Annotated in this window: 11 protein-coding genes, 2 tRNA genes and 1 pseudogene; 7 read left to right on the top strand and 7 right to left on the bottom strand. The window is 39.1% G+C overall.

Annotated features, from left to right (window positions below; translation table 11 throughout):
* Positions 1 to 81: 81 nt before the first annotated feature.
* The 4 genes and pseudogenes from N8A86_RS13535 to N8A86_RS21620 form a co-directional block, all read right to left on the bottom strand.
* Positions 82 to 2,811: an AsmA-like C-terminal region-containing protein gene (locus N8A86_RS13535; RefSeq protein WP_273565878.1), complete on the bottom strand. Its 2,730-nt coding sequence runs from the start codon at positions 2,809 to 2,811 to the stop codon at positions 82 to 84.
* Positions 2,812 to 3,048: 237 nt separating this feature from the next.
* Positions 3,049 to 3,758: pseudogene (locus N8A86_RS13530) on the bottom strand (queuosine precursor transporter).
* Between the two features lie 3 nt (positions 3,759 to 3,761).
* Positions 3,762 to 4,442 (bottom strand): S49 family peptidase, encoded by a 681-nt coding sequence (locus N8A86_RS21625; RefSeq protein ID WP_337251608.1) that lies wholly within the window; start codon positions 4,440 to 4,442, stop codon positions 3,762 to 3,764.
* Positions 4,400 to 5,521: a S49 family peptidase gene (locus tag N8A86_RS21620; RefSeq protein ID WP_337251607.1), complete on the bottom strand. Its 1,122-nt coding sequence runs from the start codon at positions 5,519 to 5,521 to the stop codon at positions 4,400 to 4,402. The genes N8A86_RS21625 and N8A86_RS21620 overlap by 43 nt, the downstream gene beginning before the upstream one ends.
* A 291-nt stretch (positions 5,522 to 5,812) precedes the next feature.
* On the opposite strand from N8A86_RS21620, the gene folK reads away from it, so the two are divergent.
* Positions 5,813 to 6,961 (top strand): 2-amino-4-hydroxy-6-hydroxymethyldihydropteridine diphosphokinase, encoded by a 1,149-nt coding sequence (gene folK, locus N8A86_RS13520; RefSeq protein WP_273569069.1) that lies wholly within the window; start codon positions 5,813 to 5,815, stop codon positions 6,959 to 6,961.
* Positions 6,962 to 7,262: 301 nt separating this feature from the next.
* Here folK and N8A86_RS13515 read toward each other — a convergent pair whose 3' ends face one another.
* Positions 7,263 to 7,793: an RNA methyltransferase gene (locus tag N8A86_RS13515; RefSeq protein WP_273565877.1), complete on the bottom strand. Its 531-nt coding sequence runs from the start codon at positions 7,791 to 7,793 to the stop codon at positions 7,263 to 7,265.
* A gap of 193 nt (positions 7,794 to 7,986) precedes the next feature.
* Here N8A86_RS13515 and mutS point away from each other — a divergent pair, with 193 nt between their 5' ends.
* The 3 genes from mutS (at position 7,987) to N8A86_RS13500 (ending at position 10,908) form a co-directional block, all read left to right on the top strand.
* Entirely contained in the window at positions 7,987 to 10,569 is a 2,583-nt protein-coding gene (gene mutS, locus N8A86_RS13510) for a DNA mismatch repair protein MutS (RefSeq protein ID WP_273569068.1), read from the top strand.
* 107 nt (positions 10,570 to 10,676) lie between these two features.
* Positions 10,677 to 10,749 (top strand) — tRNA-Gly (locus N8A86_RS13505).
* A gap of 75 nt (positions 10,750 to 10,824) precedes the next feature.
* Positions 10,825 to 10,908 (top strand) — tRNA-Leu (locus N8A86_RS13500).
* 344 nt (positions 10,909 to 11,252) lie between these two features.
* On the opposite strand, the gene N8A86_RS13495 is transcribed toward N8A86_RS13500, so the two are convergent.
* Both N8A86_RS13495 and N8A86_RS13490 read right to left on the bottom strand, forming a co-directional pair.
* Positions 11,253 to 12,482 (bottom strand): type II toxin-antitoxin system HipA family toxin, encoded by a 1,230-nt coding sequence (locus tag N8A86_RS13495; protein ID WP_273565876.1) that lies wholly within the window; start codon positions 12,480 to 12,482, stop codon positions 11,253 to 11,255.
* 2 nt (positions 12,483 to 12,484) lie between these two features.
* Complete coding sequence (locus N8A86_RS13490; protein ID WP_273565875.1) at positions 12,485 to 12,760, bottom strand: helix-turn-helix domain-containing protein; 276 nt, start codon at positions 12,758 to 12,760, stop codon at positions 12,485 to 12,487.
* 430 nt (positions 12,761 to 13,190) lie between these two features.
* On the opposite strand from N8A86_RS13490, the gene N8A86_RS13485 reads away from it, so the two are divergent.
* The 3 genes from N8A86_RS13485 to N8A86_RS13475 all read left to right on the top strand — a co-directional run bounded on the left by N8A86_RS13485 (position 13,191) and on the right by N8A86_RS13475 (position 15,593).
* Complete coding sequence (locus N8A86_RS13485) at positions 13,191 to 13,595, top strand: RusA family crossover junction endodeoxyribonuclease (protein WP_273565874.1); 405 nt, start codon at positions 13,191 to 13,193, stop codon at positions 13,593 to 13,595.
* A complete protein-coding gene (locus N8A86_RS13480) occupies positions 13,595 to 14,296 on the top strand; it encodes a hypothetical protein (RefSeq protein ID WP_273565873.1) in 702 nt (233 codons plus the stop codon). Before N8A86_RS13485 ends, N8A86_RS13480 begins: the two co-directional genes overlap by 1 nt.
* Before the next feature lie 181 nt (positions 14,297 to 14,477).
* Positions 14,478 to 15,593 carry a restriction endonuclease gene (locus N8A86_RS13475; protein WP_273565872.1) on the top strand — a complete coding sequence of 372 codons (1,116 nt, stop codon included), beginning with the start codon at positions 14,478 to 14,480 and terminating at the stop codon, positions 15,591 to 15,593.
* The last annotated feature ends 13 nt before the right edge of the window (positions 15,594 to 15,606 follow it).

Below are 15,606 nucleotides of genomic sequence, written 5' to 3'. Positions count from 1 at the left end.
CAGGACCACAAACTATTTTATACTTACTTGCAACTAGAAAAGGCTCCCTAACACTAGGCTAAGTTGGCAATCGTGAGACCGTTAATCGACGCTATCCTTCTTTTTCATTCGCCCCAGCAGTCCACCTAAAATATCTTTAGCTTTTTCTTTGACTACCTCTTCCTCTTTTTTAACGGGAACGGAGTCCGTTTTTGTATTTATGGAATCTTTGGCTTTATTGCCTCCCAAAATTCCGGTCAATATTTCTTTTGCATCTTCTTTGGCTGGATTCTCCTTCTTCGTAGAATCGCGTTTTTGTTGATTATCGGAAAGTATGCCGCCAATTAAATCTTTGGCCTTGTCTTTACCTTTGTTGATGAGTTTTTGTTTTTCGATCTCGATCAGTTTTGTGGTCAAGCTTTTTACCCCGCCCGCCAAGTCGGTAGTCACATTGGGGCTCGAATAATTACCGCCAATATTAGCGATTACAGGAATCGTAAGGTTTTCCAAAGCAGAGTCGTCGATTTTCGCAATCAATCGATTGATTTCGGAACCCAGGTATTTCGCGGGCACCTCCATGGAAGCCTTGTAGTTCAATTTTTGGTCGAACGTATGGCCACCATCCACATTGATGGCGATATCTTTATATTTTATCGTAAATGGCTTTACGCTGACCAGACCATTTTTAAAAGAAAGACTGGTCTTCAAAGCGTCAAGGTTCAATTGCTTCAAATCGATAAAATCGAGTTTCGATGTCAATGCATTAAGAAGTGGGGAAGAAACGGTCTCAAAATCCCTAGTAAAAATATTGGCCAACACGTCTCCGCTCAAGGTCAACAAATCGGGGGTCAGATCATCGTTCAATGCCCCGGATAGTTCCACTTGTGAGTCCAACTTTCCTTTTAAAATACTTGCGATAGGTGCCACGGTCTGCAAAAGCTCGATGGTCTTGAAGGTCTCTGTTATTCCGAGTTGATCAAGGTTCAATTTCATGGCGAAGGTCGGGGTTTCATTTTTCGTGGAAACCTCTCCGTCAAATGCAAGTTTCCCTCCTAAAGTCGAGGAGGTCATATTGCTCAAAACAGCTTTTTCGTCTTTTATCCGTAGATTTCCTTTTACATCATTCAACGTAATATTATCATATAAAACGGTATTTGCAGAGGCATTGATATTCGCATCCAAGAAAGACGGAATCTTAATTTTTTCTTCTGGGGATGTTGGTTTTTTCTCTCCTTCCGTATTGGAACCTTCCGTAGCAGTTTCCTCTGCCACCATAAAATCGTTCAGCGCAAAGGTGTTCGATTTCAGGTCAAAGTTTCCTTCCACTTTTTCGTCGTTGAACATAAAACCTAAAAGGTTATTTATGGTACCTGTAGCATTGAAATCCGTTTGTCCCGTTGAGCCGTTCAATTTGTTCAGCGTAACCGTCTTTGGGTTAAAAGTTAGGGAAGTTGATTGAATCTTAATCGGGTTCGGCGTCTCTTCAGAAGCGTACTCAAAATCACTCAAATCAAGTTGTCCCGTCGTTTGGGTGTTTTCGTATTGTTTGTTCTCAATGGAGGCCATATCAAAGGCCGTAGTGATATCGGCGTTAAGAAGTCCCTTTAAATTCAAATCCGCCGGAACAGGGTATGCTTTTTTAATATTGGCCAAGTTCATTTTACCATCTATATGAGCATTTACTTTGGTATTGCCCATCAATTCTTTGATTTTGGCAACCATATTGAACCGGTCGCTATCGATATTGAAAGAGAGCCTATCGATATCTACATAGGTGTCTTCGGCAATGCCTGTCGTATTGATAATCTTCGTATCGATAAAAACGTTACTGACCGACTTCGGTAAATCAGGATATTTAAAGGAAGCGTTCTCTGAATTGATCTTGATATTGAACTTGGGTATATGTTCTTCATCGGAAACACCTTTGAACTCGCCCGCAACTGTAAAATCTCCGGTGGTCTGTACATTTGAAATGTTCTGTGAATAGGTTTCAGGAATAACCGCCAAAAAATTCTTGAAATCGGAAGAAGGCGTTTTAAAACTGATATCGATGTCTTGACTGTTCTCGTTCACTTTTACGAATCCCTCGAAAACCAAAGGCAATTGATTGACCAAAGCTTCATTTTTCAAAAAGGTGTACTTATCTTCCTTTAGATCAATACCGATAATGGCATCTAATTTGATTTTATTCTTGTTGAGGTAATTGGTGCTGTCCAATTCAAAAGTCACAAAGGCCTCAGTATAAGTATCCAGTTCAGAGGTCGTGGCCGAAAAATCGCCATTGCCCGTATGCTGAATATCTGAAACGACCAGATAAATCTCCCCAGCTTTATCATCGTAAATGACCTTTGAATTCAAAATCTCATAGGATTGTAGGTCCAATGAAAAACCTTCGGAAGCTCCCGTTTTAGTCTCAGCGGTACTATCTTCCTTTGCGATTTCATAGTTCGCAATTTCTTCCTCATTCACTTTTACATGTATATTGGCACCATCTAAGCTTAGATTCTTTATTCCGATGGGTTCGCCGGCACTTTTGAACAGTTCGCTGATGCCCAAGGTCAAACCAACATCTTTCGCGGCAAAAAGCGTATCGCCCTCGAAAGGAGCATTATTTATCAACGTAACATCTTGAAGTCGCAAATCGGCATTCGGAAAACTTTTGATCAAGCTTAAATCAGCATTGCTAAAGTCGAGGGTTGCATTTACGTTGTTATTGACATTGTTTTTGATGAGCTCGCCGATCTTCGCTTCAAGAATGAACGGCGCGGCTATGAGCAAACCGATTATCAAAAGCAAAACGATACCGATAATCTTGAAAATCTTCTTTTTCATGGTGGAGCTTATTTGAGGCACTTTTATAACAGAAAAAGAGACGGAATATTACAACGGGAGGGTTAAGAATTTTCTAAGAGACTGTTTTGGAATATGTCGATTATTTTGTGATGCCCCTTTTTGCGCCATTCTTCGTTAAAATTTTAGACCGTAGCTACGGCTATGCTATAAAATTTTGCCTAAAATGGCATCAAAAATGACCTTTAACAATTCTAATCACATATTCCAAAACAGTCTCTAAACTTCCAACTTTATTTCCTCCCCGATTTCGAGGCCGAATCGTTTTCTAAGAAGATATACGAAGAAATAGAGGAAAGGGGTGTCAAGAAATGCTATAAAAATCTTAAAAAGAAAGCCGCTTACCACAAGGCCGAAAAACAAGTCCCACGGCAGTACCTTGAAAATGCATAACAGCCCAACGACGGTAAACGTATCAATGAATTGCGATAAAAAAGTAGAAAAATTGTTCCGTAACCAAAGGTATTTGCCTTTGGTCACTTTTTTCCAAAAATGATAGATGGCGATATCAACATATTGGGCCGCCAAATACGCCAACATCGAGGCCAGAACCGCGAGTGGCGAAAGTGAAAATACTTGACTAAAAGTTTCATCGCTTAAGGGCGAAGAAGGAATTGCTGGAGCGATATCGGCCACTAAAATAATCCCCATGGAAAAAAAGAAGCAAAAATACCCGCGGTAACAATTTGATTCGCTTTTTTCTTTCCAAAAATTTCCGAAATGAGATCGGTAATCAAAAAGGTAATGGGATAAGGAAGTACACCGACGGAAATCTCAAAGAGCGAAACCCCATATACTTGCACATCGCCAAACGGATTCCAATAAAAGAATTTTTGGAATATCAGGTTCGATACCACCAGCGAGGTAATGAACAGTGCCCCCAAATACAAATAGATTTGATAGGCCAGTTTCTTATCCTTTTTTGTCATCGATTATTTTATATCTAATACAAAAGGCATTCTGGCCTGAATTCCCTTTTGTTCCATGGCGGATTTCACCTCCTTTAGAATCGAATAGGCTTCTGTGCCGATTTCTTCTTCTATGATTTTCGATTTGGTCTTTGCTCCTGCCCCGGCCATATTTTCAAGTAATCTTTCAAATCCCGATTTATATTTTGGGAATTTCTTGATACCGTACTCCTTTAGATTGGCCAGTTTGGCCGCTTCGGCAATGGCGTCCTCCAAATTGCCCAGTTCATCTACTAGTCCCAATCGCTTGGCATCGACCCCACTCCAGACGCGACCTTGTGCCATGCTATCGGCCTCGGCCATCGAAATGCCCCTACCTTGGGATACCCGTTGCAAAAAGGTTTCATAGGTCTGTTCCACACCTTCTTGAACCACATTACGGAATTCATCACTCATCGGTTCAAAAAGGGAATAGTCCACCGAATTCTTGTTCGTACCCACTTGTTCGGCATTGATTCCTATATCACCCGCCAACTCGTGAATATTCGGTATGGTACCGAAAACCCCAATCGAACCTGTTATGGTCGTGGGCTCTGCAAAGATTTTGTCCGCTCCAACGGCAATATAATAGCCTCCTGAAGCGGCCACATTACCCATCGATACTACGACCGGCTTCTTTTTTTGGCCAACTCGACCTCGCGCCATATAATGTCTGAGGTAAGGGCACTTCCGCCAGGCGAATTGACACGCAAGACAATGGCCTTGACCGATTCGTCCTCTGACGCTTTGATCAATGCCTTGTTGATAATTCCCTGACCTACTATGTTCGGGCCTCCCTCACCATAAAATATCTCCCCTTGGGCGAATATTATGGCTACCTTATCAGCACCCTTCTTGGTAATCTTTTTATTGGAACGTCTCACATAATCCTCGAGGGCAATGTAATTTATATCTTCCTCTGGATCAAGGTTGACCGCTTTACGTAATATTGCTTCGTATTGATCGTAGAACAGCACGTCGTCTATCAATCCATTTTGTTTTGCCAATTGAGGGGTCCTTCCTCCCAAGGTGTCGGCGATGGTATTCAAATCTTCTTCACTTATACTCCGTGTACTCGCAATCTCGGAAACCATTGAATTCCATAACGACCCGATCAATTCTTTTATCTGTGTACGATTGGCATCGCTCATCTGGTTTTCGAGGTAGGGCTCAACGGCACTTTTATATTTTCCGTGGCGGATGACCTCCATTTTTATACCTGTTTTCTCTTGAAGATCCTTGTAAAATAATACTTCGGAAGACAAGCCCTTAAAATCAAGGATGCCGACCGAATTCAAAAAAATCGAATCGGCCACACTGGCCAAGTAATAATCTTTTTGCATGTAGAAATCCCCGTAGGCATAGATGAACTTGCCATTTTCCTTGAACTCTGAAAGTGCCCTGCGAATGGCCTGCGTCTGAGCGAGACCCGCCATAATGAAATTATTATTGATGCTAATGCCCTTGATATCTTCATCGTCCTTGGCCACTTCGATAGCATGCAAAATTTCGTCCAGACCCTGATTTTGTTGAAAGATACCTACAAAGGGATCCGTATCGTCATTACCGACATAATCGCTAATGGGTTGTTGCAACTGTAGTTCTAAAATGGAATTGCTCTTGACGACAACTCCATCCTCGGCACTTCCGAAAAGGCTTGCAAAAATGAGGAACATGACAAACATGATACCGAAAGCGATTAGACAGCCAAGAATTGCGGCAAGAAGATTTCTCAAAAAATTCATAGATCGGTTTTATAAAACGAAGCACAAAGATAACCATTGAACCCATCTTGATTATTGTTTGGAACCGAGATTTTCGGATTTTGTGATCTAATGATGGCTTTTTTGAGCAGCATAGCCATAGCTACGTTGTGAGAAAAAGCCATCATTAGATCACAAAATGTGAAAATCGTAGGTAGAAGAATAATCAAGATGGGTTCAATGTTCAATTTATCCTTTCATATTATTTCAATAGGGAAAATGCATAACTTGGGCCATCATCTCGTCAAGTTTTACGTACTTTGTTCCACTACTATGAGCCCAATCAATACCGTTTATTTTTCCCTTGGAAGTAATCTAGGAAATCGACTGGAGCATTTACAACAGTCTATTTTCTTATTGGGGAAGCACATTGGCAAAGTTAAGGAGCTATCGAAAATCTATCAAACCGCTTCCTGGGGTTTTAAAGGGGATGATTTTCTGAATATGTGCGTATGTCTAGAAACCCAGATGGATGCCTCTGAGGTCTTAGATCGAATTCTGGACATTGAAAAAAAAATGGGCCGAGACCGAACCGGTTCGGCTTCCAGTTACGTATCGCGCAACGTCGATATCGATGTTATTTTTTTTAATCGAGACGTTACCGATTCGGATACACTGACCGTTCCCCATAAAAAGATTCAAGAAAGGCGTTTCGTACTGCGCCCTTTGGCAGATATCGCACCACAATTTTACCATCCCATTTTAAAAAAAGACATCCGTAATCTTTTGCAGGAATGTAAGGATACCAGTGCCATAGACAAAACCGAACTACGACTTTTTAAAAGCCGGGAAGCCTTGTTCTCAAAAATGGAATTCATTGCCATCGAAGGAAATATTGGCGCAGGAAAAACATCGTTGGCACAGAAAATAGCAATCGATTTTAACGCAAAATTAGTGCTAGAACGATTCGCGGACAATCCTTTCCTCCCCAATTTCTACCAAGATCAGGCCCGTTATGCCTTCCCATTGGAAATGTCTTTTTTAGCGGATCGCTACCAGCAATTTTCGGATGATACTTCGCAATACGACCTTTTCAAAAATTTTATGGTAAGCGACTATGATATTTTCAAATCATTGATCTTTGCTAAGGTCACCTTGCAAAAAGATGAATTTATCCTCTATCGAAAAATATTCGATTTCATGTACAAAGAGGTCAAGAAACCGCGTATCTATGTTTTTTTGTACCAAACTACGGAGCGATTATTAGAAAATATCAAAAAGCGGGGAAGAGATTATGAACAGGATATAAAACCGGATTATCTAGAAAAAATCAACCGGGGCTATTTTGATTATATAAAAGGATTTCCTGAGCTGAATAGCTTGGTCATCGACATCAGCAATAGAGATTTCTTAAGCTCGCAAGACGACTATGAATACATTTTAATCGCCATTCAAAACTATGCCTTGGCACAATTGAATTAACATAATTTTAGCAAATTTCTTGCATAGAAAAAATGGATTTCCGTTCTTAGGGGTCGCAAATCGATGAGATTTCCGCCTTCGCGGAAATGACAATAAAATAATTTTCAACTAACTAACTCAAACTATATAGTCACCCTGACAAAATCGTCAGGGTTTTTTTATACCCCACCCGAAATTGCTAAAAGGCAATTCCGACCTCCCCCAAGGGGAGGTAAAAACAGCAACTTTATCTCCCTAACAGAAAAAATTTATGCATTTCCTACTGGTACAGGCCCGTAGAATTATTGAGAAATAGATTTACCTAAGCATTTAATTTAGACCAAATGTCCCAAATAACGATACCGGCACTTACGGCAATGTTCAACGAATGTTTTGTGCCGTATTGTGGAATTTCGAGCACCCCATCACATATATCGACTACTTCTTGAGAAACCCCTTTTACCTCGTTTCCGAAAACAAATACATACTCCTTATCTTTTGACACTGTAAAGGAATTGAGCATGGTCGCTTTCTCGACCTGCTCCACGGCCCAAGTAGCATAACCCTTTGCGTTTAGTTCTTCAATAAGTTCGACCGTACTTTGACGATACTCCCAATCCATGCTTTCCGTGGCACCGAGGGCCGTTTTGTGAATATCCTTGTGTGGCGGTTTGGCCGTAATTCCGCAGAGAAAGATTTTCTTTATCAAAAAAGCATCCGCCGTTCGAAATACCGATCCGATATTATTTAGACTGCGAATATTATCCAGCACAACCGTTATGGGAACTTTGTCCGCTTTTTTAAACGCATCGACATCGAGCCGATCAAGTTCCTCGTTTTTTAGTTTACGCATTTTCAGATTATGGGTTAAGGTTTATTGAGTGCTTGATTGCCTTGGGACACATAAAAACTTATCCCCAAAATATCAACAATACTGTAATTTCCATGGCAGAATGGGTACATTCGTTTTTAGAAGTCAATTGCAAAAATAAACCATTCCAATCGCTTTGGGAAAAACGGCAAAAACAAAGAAGGTAACCCCTTTGATGAAGCAATATAATACCATCAAGACCAAATATCCTGATGCGTTGTTGTTGTTTCGTGTGGGCGATTTTTACGAGACTTTCGGGGAAGACGCGGTAAAGGCATCAAAAATTCTGGGCATCATTCTAACCCATCGCAACAATGGTGGAGACCGTACCGAACTGGCCGGTTTCCCACATCATTCACTCAACACGTATCTCCCAAAATTGGTAAAGGCGGGGCAACGGGTCGCTATCTGCGACCAGTTGGAAGACCCAAAAATGACCAAGACCATCGTCAAGCGTGGTGTCACCGAACTGGTGACCCCTGGGGTAGCTATGAACGATGACATTTTAAATGCCAAAAGCAATAATTTTCTCTGCGCGGTTCATTTTGGAAGAAAATTACTTGGAATTTCCTTCGTCGATATATCGACCGGCGAGTTCCTGACCGCTGAAGGCAATGAAGAGCAAATCGACAAGTTGTTACAAAACTTTTCTCCAAATGAAGTACTTGTCTCCAAAGAACATAAAAAAGAATTCTCAGAAATTTTCGGCAACCAGTTCCATACTTTTTATATGGAAGATTGGGTCTTTCAAGACGATTACGCACTAGAGACCCTGACCAACCATTTCAAGACAAATTCATTGCGCGGCTTCGGTGTCGACCACCTGAGCCATGGCATTATTGCCTCAGGCGTGGTACTACATTATTTATCAGAGACACAACATCGAAGACTTCAGCATATCGCTACCTTAAAACGAATAGCGGAAGAAGATCATATTTGGATGGATCGGTTTACCATCAAAAACCTCGAACTTTATCATTCGACGAATCAAAATGCCGTTACCCTACTTGATGTTATCGATAAGACCATTTCGCCAATGGGCGGGCGAATGTTGAAACGTTGGCTGGCACTTCCGCTCAAGAATATCGAGAAAATCAGCATGCGGCATCAGGTCATTGCCCATCTCTCGACCGAGGAAACCCTTTTACAAAAATTTCAACATAACATAAAGCAAATCGGAGACCTAGAGCGGCTGATTTCCAAAGTAGCAACCGGGAAAATCAATCCCAAGGAGGTAATCCAACTCAAAAATTCATTGGAAGCCCTTGTCCCTATAAAACAATTGTCAGGCCAAAGTACCAATGAAGCGCTCAAGATCCTTGGTGATCAATTGCATTCGTGCGATATGTTGCGGGCAAAAATCAAGGAGATGATTCATGAAGACGCCCCCGTCAATATGCTCAAAGGGAAGACCATCGCCCATGGCTATTCCGAAGAGATGGACGAATTGCGCAATCTGGCCTTTTCCGGTAAGGATTATCTTGACAAAATGCTGCAGCGCGAGACCGAGGCGACGGGAATTACTTCCCTAAAAATTGCTTCAAACAATGTCTTTGGATATTATATCGAAGTACGAAACACCCATAAAGACAAAGTACCTGAAACTTGGATCCGCAAGCAGACCTTGGTCAACGCCGAACGTTATATTACCGAAGAATTAAAGGAATACGAAAGTAAGATTTTGGGTGCCGAAGAACGTATCTTAAGTCTCGAACAACAGCTATTCGCGCAATTGGTCGTTTGGATGCAGGAATACATTGCCCCGGTTCAAACCAATGCATATCAAATCGCCCGACTTGATTGCCTCTGTGGGTTTACGCAACTTGCCAAAGAAAATAACTATGTAGAACCCCAGCTTACTGAATCGACCGAACTTGAAATAAAGAACGGACGTCATCCCGTCATTGAAAAACAACTACCGTTGGGAGAAGCCTATATAGCCAATGATGTGCGCCTAAACCGCATCGACCAGCAGATTATCATGATCACTGGGCCCAATATGAGCGGTAAATCGGCGATATTACGACAGACCGCATTAATCGTTCTGTTGGCACAAATGGGAAGTTTTGTTCCGGCAGAATCGGCGAATATTGGCTATGTAGACAAGATATTTACCCGTGTCGGGGCGAGCGATAATATTTCTATGGGCGAATCGACCTTTATGGTCGAAATGAACGAGACGGCCTCGATATTGAACAATCTCTCAGAACGAAGTTTGGTGCTTTTAGACGAAATCGGTCGAGGCACAAGTACGTACGACGGAATTTCAATCGCTTGGGCCATTTCAGAGTATTTGCATGAACATCCTGCGAGGGCTAAAACTTTATTTGCCACACATTATCATGAGCTTAATGAAATGGCCGCCACTTTCGAAAGGATAAAAAATTACAATGTTTCGGTCAAAGAACTCAAAGACAATGTCTTGTTTCTAAGAAAACTGACCCCGGGTGGAAGCGAGCACAGTTTCGGTATACATGTGGCCAAAATGGCCGGCATGCCCCAACAGGTTATTCATAAAGCAAACAAAATTCTTAAAAAGCTTGAGAAATCCCATTCCAGTGAAGAGTTGACCGACAAGTTAAATTCTGTACAAAATGAAATGCAGCTTAGCTTCTTTAATTTGGACGACCCGTTATTGGAACAGATCAAAGAAGAAATTACACATCTCGACATCAATACCCTAACTCCCGTTGAGGCCCTGATGAAACTAAACGAGATTAAGCGCCTGCTGACCAAGAATAAAAAAGCAACATCGTAAGAACACATTATTTTCCGTTCAAAAAATCATTTTTATATTATTGCTTTTTATAGAATTGTATTAAATTTGCTCCCGCTATCGAGATAAGATAGTATGTTCTTACAAATGCGAAAATAGCTCAGTTGGTAGAGCGCCACCTTGCCAAGGTGGAGGTCGCGGGTTCGAATCCCGTTTTTCGCTCAATAAACCAACGCTGCTTGCCAGCGTTTTTTTGTTTGAAGTCCAGCCCTCCGTCGCCAAGGTTACGGAGGACACGCTCGAGTGGTGGAATTGGTAGACACGCCGGACTTAAAATCCTGTGACCATCTGGTCGTGCGGGTTCAAGTCCCGCCTCGAGTACTTAAATCCCTTTTAATCATTTGATTATTAGGGATTTATATTTTTTATGGTGTCATATTTGGTGTCAAAATCTATTTACGGCACTTACTTGATTTAATTATTTTTTTGCCTGCTCATTGTTTTGGTCAAATTGATTTTCAGGGTTTTTTAAATTTTTAGGGGGCAAAATAGGGGGAATTATTTAAAACCCGGCCTTAATGTTCAGCCTCATCACTTGAAAAAACAATCGTTTAATTGAACTTTAGAGAACTGGACTGATAATACACCTTTTTAGAAACTCCCCAGAAACCTAATTTATTTTGATTTCTTCTTTTGAAAAGTCATTTACGAAACCCGGATATAATCTAAAATCTTGAACGAATGGTCTTCAGACTCGTTTCTATGGTTTTTATTGAGGATTCGGAAACTCCAGACAATTCAGCATATATTCTCCAACGATCGACGATGCCCTTTATCTCATCTATGGTTACCTTTGCTTTGTTGATCGATAATTCATTCGCCAATTCCAGTAATTCTTTCCTTCCTGGATCTACATAGTTTCCCGCGCAAGCTGTACTATGATATCCCTGAGAAGATGAGGAGAATGTCAAGTCATATGCTGGTGCAAGTGACCATACCCCTTCAGCATCCATTAGGAATGCAAAGTTTTTAGAATGGTCATCACGATTATGTGACAGCACATTGAAAACAGTTCTACGGAACATTTGTTCAGCAGCTTGTGCGTTATTTGTTAACTTCTTTGCTTGGAAGATTAAATTTCCATAATCAAGGGTACTATGTTCATAGTCATCATGGAGAAGTCCTGCAGCTGAGAGCATATGAAGCTTATTGTTTCCAATACGGTCAAATCGTTTGGTTCCAAAATAACTGTTCCCGGTGTCACTATTAAACACTCTACACTCGGACATTTCGATCCCTGAATCCAATGCCATTTTATAATAGGCCAACTCTATATTGGCGATATCTTTCGAATCTACATCTGCTGCAAATTTGATAATCCAGTGTTCATATGCTGCAGGAAGATTAGCAATACCACTGATGAGTGAATCTGTCTTCGGATTATATCCTGCATAAATTTTTGGTCGTGCTCCACCAGGACTACCTCCTCTTCTGAACATATCATCAATTACGACACTGCTTTCGCCGCTGAGTACTTCAGAAATATTGTCGTTTAGTATATCTAAATTAATTTCCATAGCCTCCTGCTCCAACTCGACACTTGGCCTGTACTGTAGTGCTCCCATACTATTCTTCCCAGAAAATGTCAAATGATCCAATGCATTGAGAGATTCAATGGCTATCCGATCAGCACTGAGGCGTTTCTTGATTAGCAAGTATCCCCAAGCATCAGGCAAAGAGTCTGCAAACACGCCAAAGAGACCATTGAATGCTTTTTCTTTAGTAGTTTGAGGATTGTCGTCAAACTTTAATTGATTTGGAGAGAGGTTTTTTCCTGTTTCTAAATAAGCATCACTATATTTAAACAATATACTCCGACCATCTAAAATGAGCTGTCCTATGAGTTTTTCTTGTTTAGAAAATTGTATATATACGTCGAGTTTTGTTACCGCCATAATCAATAATTAAATAAATCCTTTTTCCGTTTTATATCGCTTGGGAGCAATATTGATTCAAAGTCTGTAAGACGCTTGAGAGCTTCACATATCTTTAGAAGTGATTCAAGAGAAATAATTCCTGTTGACTCGAATTTCCGAATAGTAGCATAAGCTACTCCAGATCTCTCCGACAATTCCTTTTGGGACATCTTCTCCTGTTTCCTTAAGACTATGATATTTTTTGATAAAAGAATCATTATTTCTTTAGGTGATTTTTGGTCTCCATACTTTCCCATTACTACCTTTATTTTAGAATACGAAGATACGAAACATATATAATAAATGCTACTATAATAGCTATTTTGTGCTATATGTAATATATATTGCTGTTATGGTAGCATTTCAATAATTAATCAGCACCAGTCGCATACGGGAAGCTCTAAAGTCCTTTACTTAAACTTTTTAGGAGGTTACTATAAATCCCATGGTAATATAAACTCTTTACGAAAGGTGCGTTCTGTAAAGAGTAATATCCAAAATGTATAATTTGATGTAATAAAATTAACACTATAATCTTCTTCCGAGACAGTTTTTTAGCTCTTCAAGAATCTAATAAAGCGAATGAAAAAGTGTCTTTTTCCATTCCAGCCAAATGTTAAATCACTATTTTAGTTATGATATAACAGTTTGGCAAACATTTGAGAAACGAGAAAAAAATGAACATCAATGCTACCATTTGAATTTATAGTTGAAGGACCACCGGTTTCTCTTCAAACGAAAAACAGAGCACGATTACAAGCTTGGAAAGCAAAAGTAAATAGTGCTGCAACAAATGCTTTGACAAATGGGGCTGTTGCAATAACTGATGAAGTCACTTTTAAAGTAACCTACTATTACGAAGGAGATAGTCCAGACGCGGACAACATAATTAAACCTATGCAAGATGCTTTAGTAGGTGTTGTTTATTTAGATGATGACCAAGTAGTAGAAACTTCTGCGAGAAAAAGAAATATAAATGGAGCATATAAAATTAAAGGTGCTTCACCAGTAATTATTGAGGGCTTCTTAAATGGAGTTGATTTTTTACATATCAAAGTAGAGGAATTTCAACACAATCAAGAACTTGACTAATGGAGAGAACAAATAACATACAAAGAGAACAGAGAAGAATCAAGGAACTTGCTCGCGAATATGAAGAAAAAGGATTTCAAGTATTTATAGAACCAGAAGGAGATTCACTGCCTGAATTTTTAAAAGATTATCATCCCGACCTTATCCTTAAAAAAGGAGATATGAATGTGGTGGTTGAGGTTAAAACAAGTGAGACTATTAAAAATTCTGAATACCTAAAGGAATTATCTGCAAGAATTAATTCTCTTGAGAATTGGAAATTTGAGTTAGTCATTACTAACCCAAGGGTAAAAGACAATTTAAGTAATAATAAATATCAAGAGTTCAGTCTTTTAGAAATTGAGAATAGATTAAATAAAGTTACAAGCTCAATCGATAAAAACTTTTTAGAACCTCATTTTTTATACGCTTGGTCTTTATTTGAGGCTTCATCAAGAGCGATTTTGAAAGCTGACCAACCAACGTCTGAAAGAAAGCTGAATCCAACAGCGAATATCAAACAATTATATAGTTATGGAATAATTGGAAGAATTGACTACGAGTGGCTGAATAAAATTTCGCAAATTAGAAATCATATTGTACATGGTCATCCTGTTCAAATGAGTGAGGTAAAGGAAAAAGACTTAGATAAATTAATCCGAATGACAGAAGACTTTATCAAGGAAATAAAAACGTTTGCCGACATCGTGCATAAAACATAAATAATATAGGCTTTACAAGAGGTTTTGGCTTATTTATTAAGACCGCCAAATTTCTAAATTTGGCTTTTTGAGAATATTAAAATGAAAAGAAGAATTTAAAAATTCGGCTCGTGTTTAATCCGAAAAAGTTAGCGTCTTTTTACACGCTATGTTTAATACACAAGACCGTTAATCCGAATCAATGAAATTTACGAAGTCACCTTTCTCTTTTGCACCTGAATCAGATATTAAATTTTTTGTTGGCCGAAATTCAGAACTTGATTTGTTAACAAAAGGAATAATTAAGAATCAAGAGAAGTTAACTGCAATATCTGGAAATAACGCAACAGGGAAAACATCACTTTGGAGAGTCTTTTTAGAACAGAATAAACAGTTACTAAATGATAAGGTAGAGGTTGTATACGGAAATCATTTTAGCAGCGAATTTCCAGATATTTCTAACCGAATTCAACTGGTTATAGTTGAAGATTTAAGTTTTGAATTCAATAATGCTCTTGAACAGAAAATACAAAATTATATATCAAAATATCCTTCTAAACAATTTATTCTAGTTGGTGCCTACAAGGATAAATTAGAAAAATTTAAACCTTCTTCTCATATACATTTAAGCCCATTAAGATTAAATGATTCAACAAGTCTATTATTTAGTTTAGTAAATAGGGAAATTCCAGAAAAGGACATTAATAGGATTACCAATCTAACAAAAGGAAATCCTTTCCTAATAAGATTAGTTTCTGAATACTTGAACAATAATAAATATAATTTAAATCAAATATTAGGACTAATAAGTGATAATATTAATCTAAAAGGTTTAATTCTAAACAACCAAGATATAGTTGCTACTAGTCCTGAATTTAAACTAATTACTAACGACATTAAAATCGTTAATCAAAGTATTTTGGACAGTATAAGACGCAACCCAAATAATGTTTATGATTTAAGTCCAAGACAGTTCGAAGAAATGGTTGCCGAATTAATGACCAAACGTGGATATAATGTTGATTTGACTAAAGCAACGAGAGATGGAGGAAAAGACTTGATAATTGCAAATCATACTGATATAGGTAATTTTATTTATTATGTTGAGTGTAAAAAATTCGCACCTAATCGACCAGTTGGAGTAAATCTTGTGAGAGAATTAGCTGGGACAATCCACACGGATAGAGTTACCGCAGGATTAATGATTACATCCTCTTATTTTTCGCCAGATGCTATTCAACTATCAGAAAAAATAAAACATCAGATGGAATTAATAGACTTCGTAAGATTGAAAGAGTGGATAAAGAACAGTACCTAACAATGTATTCTAT

The sequence above is a fragment of the Maribacter halichondriae genome (genome assembly GCF_027474825.1).
In the GTDB taxonomy this organism is placed as follows: Bacteria; Bacteroidota; Bacteroidia; order Flavobacteriales; family Flavobacteriaceae; genus Meishania; species Meishania halichondriae.
This window is presented reverse-complemented; position numbering and strand designations above follow the sequence as displayed.

Coding starts and splice junctions, on each gene's coding strand:
- N8A86_RS13535 (WP_273565878.1), bottom strand. CDS start 2,811: ATGAAAAAGAAGATTTTCAAGATTATCGGTATCGTTTTGCTTTTGATA.
- N8A86_RS21625 (WP_337251608.1), bottom strand. CDS start 4,442: ATGGCGCGAGGTCGAGTTGGCCAAAAAAAGAAGCCGGTCGTAGTATCG.
- N8A86_RS21620 (WP_337251607.1), bottom strand. CDS start 5,521: ATGAATTTTTTGAGAAATCTTCTTGCCGCAATTCTTGGCTGTCTAATC.
- folK (WP_273569069.1), top strand. CDS start 5,813: ATGAGCCCAATCAATACCGTTTATTTTTCCCTTGGAAGTAATCTAGGA.
- N8A86_RS13515 (WP_273565877.1), bottom strand. CDS start 7,793: ATGCGTAAACTAAAAAACGAGGAACTTGATCGGCTCGATGTCGATGCG.
- mutS (WP_273569068.1), top strand. CDS start 7,987: ATGAAGCAATATAATACCATCAAGACCAAATATCCTGATGCGTTGTTG.
- N8A86_RS13495 (WP_273565876.1), bottom strand. CDS start 12,482: ATGGCGGTAACAAAACTCGACGTATATATACAATTTTCTAAACAAGAA.
- N8A86_RS13490 (WP_273565875.1), bottom strand. CDS start 12,760: ATGGGAAAGTATGGAGACCAAAAATCACCTAAAGAAATAATGATTCTT.
- N8A86_RS13485 (WP_273565874.1), top strand. CDS start 13,191: ATGCTACCATTTGAATTTATAGTTGAAGGACCACCGGTTTCTCTTCAA.
- N8A86_RS13480 (WP_273565873.1), top strand. CDS start 13,595: ATGGAGAGAACAAATAACATACAAAGAGAACAGAGAAGAATCAAGGAA.
- N8A86_RS13475 (WP_273565872.1), top strand. CDS start 14,478: ATGAAATTTACGAAGTCACCTTTCTCTTTTGCACCTGAATCAGATATT.